1 pseudogene is annotated in these 1,230 nt (G+C 61.1%); it reads left to right on the top strand.

Annotated features, from left to right (window positions below):
- Nucleotides 1-1,000: pseudogene (gene tnpC, locus C7477_RS18655) on the top strand (IS66 family transposase); the annotation flags it as partial.
- Between the last annotated feature and the right edge of the window lie 230 nt (nucleotides 1,001-1,230).

Below are 1,230 nucleotides of genomic sequence, written 5' to 3'. Positions count from 1 at the left end.
CGCGCTGGTTCATAAATATGTCGACGGCACCCCGCTCTACCGCCTGGCGCAGGTCTTCGAGCGCGCCGGGGTTCCCGTCAGCCGCGGCGCTCTGGGCCATTGGGTGATCGGCTCGAGCGAGAAGCACCTCTCCCGCATCTATGACGCGCTGAAGCTGCGGCTCAGAGCGCAGCCGCTCATCCATGGCGACGAGACGACGGTTCAGGTGCTGAAAGAAAAGGATCGAGAGGCCACCAGCACATCCCATATGTGGGCTTACCGGAGCGGCGAGGACAGTGGCGAGCCGATCGTGTTGCTCGATTATCAGCCGGGCCGCGGCCAGATACACCCGCAGGCCTTCCTCGGCGATTACCGCGGCATCGTGATGAGCGATGGCTATTCCGCCTGGCGCACGCTGGAAGGCGCCACCCACATCGGATGCATGGCCCACTCCAGGCGGCGCTTTGTCGACGCCCTCAAGGCGAGGAAGAAGGGCGGCGGGCCGCCGGAGCAGGCGCTCCGGTTCTTCGAGCAGCTCTACCGGATCGAAGGCCAGGCGCGGGACGAAAAGCCGGGCAAAGGCGAAACGCCAGATGAATGCATTCGCCGCTTCCGCCGGCAACACAGCATCCCCGTCCTGAACGCCCTCAAGCAATGGCTCGATAAAATCGCCCCAAAAGTCCTGCCGGACAGCAAGCTCGGCGATGCCGTGTCCTATACCCTGAACCAATGGGAATATCTGACGCGCTACGCGCAAGACGGCCACATGCCGATCGACAACAATCTTCTCGAACGTGACATCAGAATCTTTGCCACCGGCAGAAAGAGCTGGCTGTTCAGCGACACCGTGGATGGAGCCAAGGCCAGTGCCGTCGTCTACAGCCTGATGCTGACCTGCCGCGCCTCACGCGTCGAGCCGTTAGCCTGGTTGCGGCACGTCCTTACCGAATTGCCCCAGCGTGCCGAGGACGTCGATATCGATGATCTGCTGCCCTTCAACGCTTGTCGCCAGGCAGCCGCGCTGATGAAGCTATCCTGCCGCCAAGAACCGTCCAGCCTGATCTGCAAGAGCAGCCGGCAGCGTTTATGCCTCGCCCCGCTCGCCTGTGTTCTTTCGATAAGTATCCTCCGCTTCGACGATCGCCATCGAAAGAACATAGGCCAGAACCCGGAATTTGGTTTTGTCCGTGAGTTGAAACAGCTCCCGAAGAAGCTCAATAATATAAGATAGACGCGGTTCGGCGTTAAGAC

Source organism: Paramesorhizobium leguminum (assembly GCF_003217235.1).
Lineage (GTDB): Bacteria > Pseudomonadota > Alphaproteobacteria > Rhizobiales > Rhizobiaceae > Paramesorhizobium > Paramesorhizobium leguminum.
The sequence above is the reverse complement of the archived record's forward strand: the minus strand, read 5'-3'. Positions and strand labels throughout refer to the sequence as shown.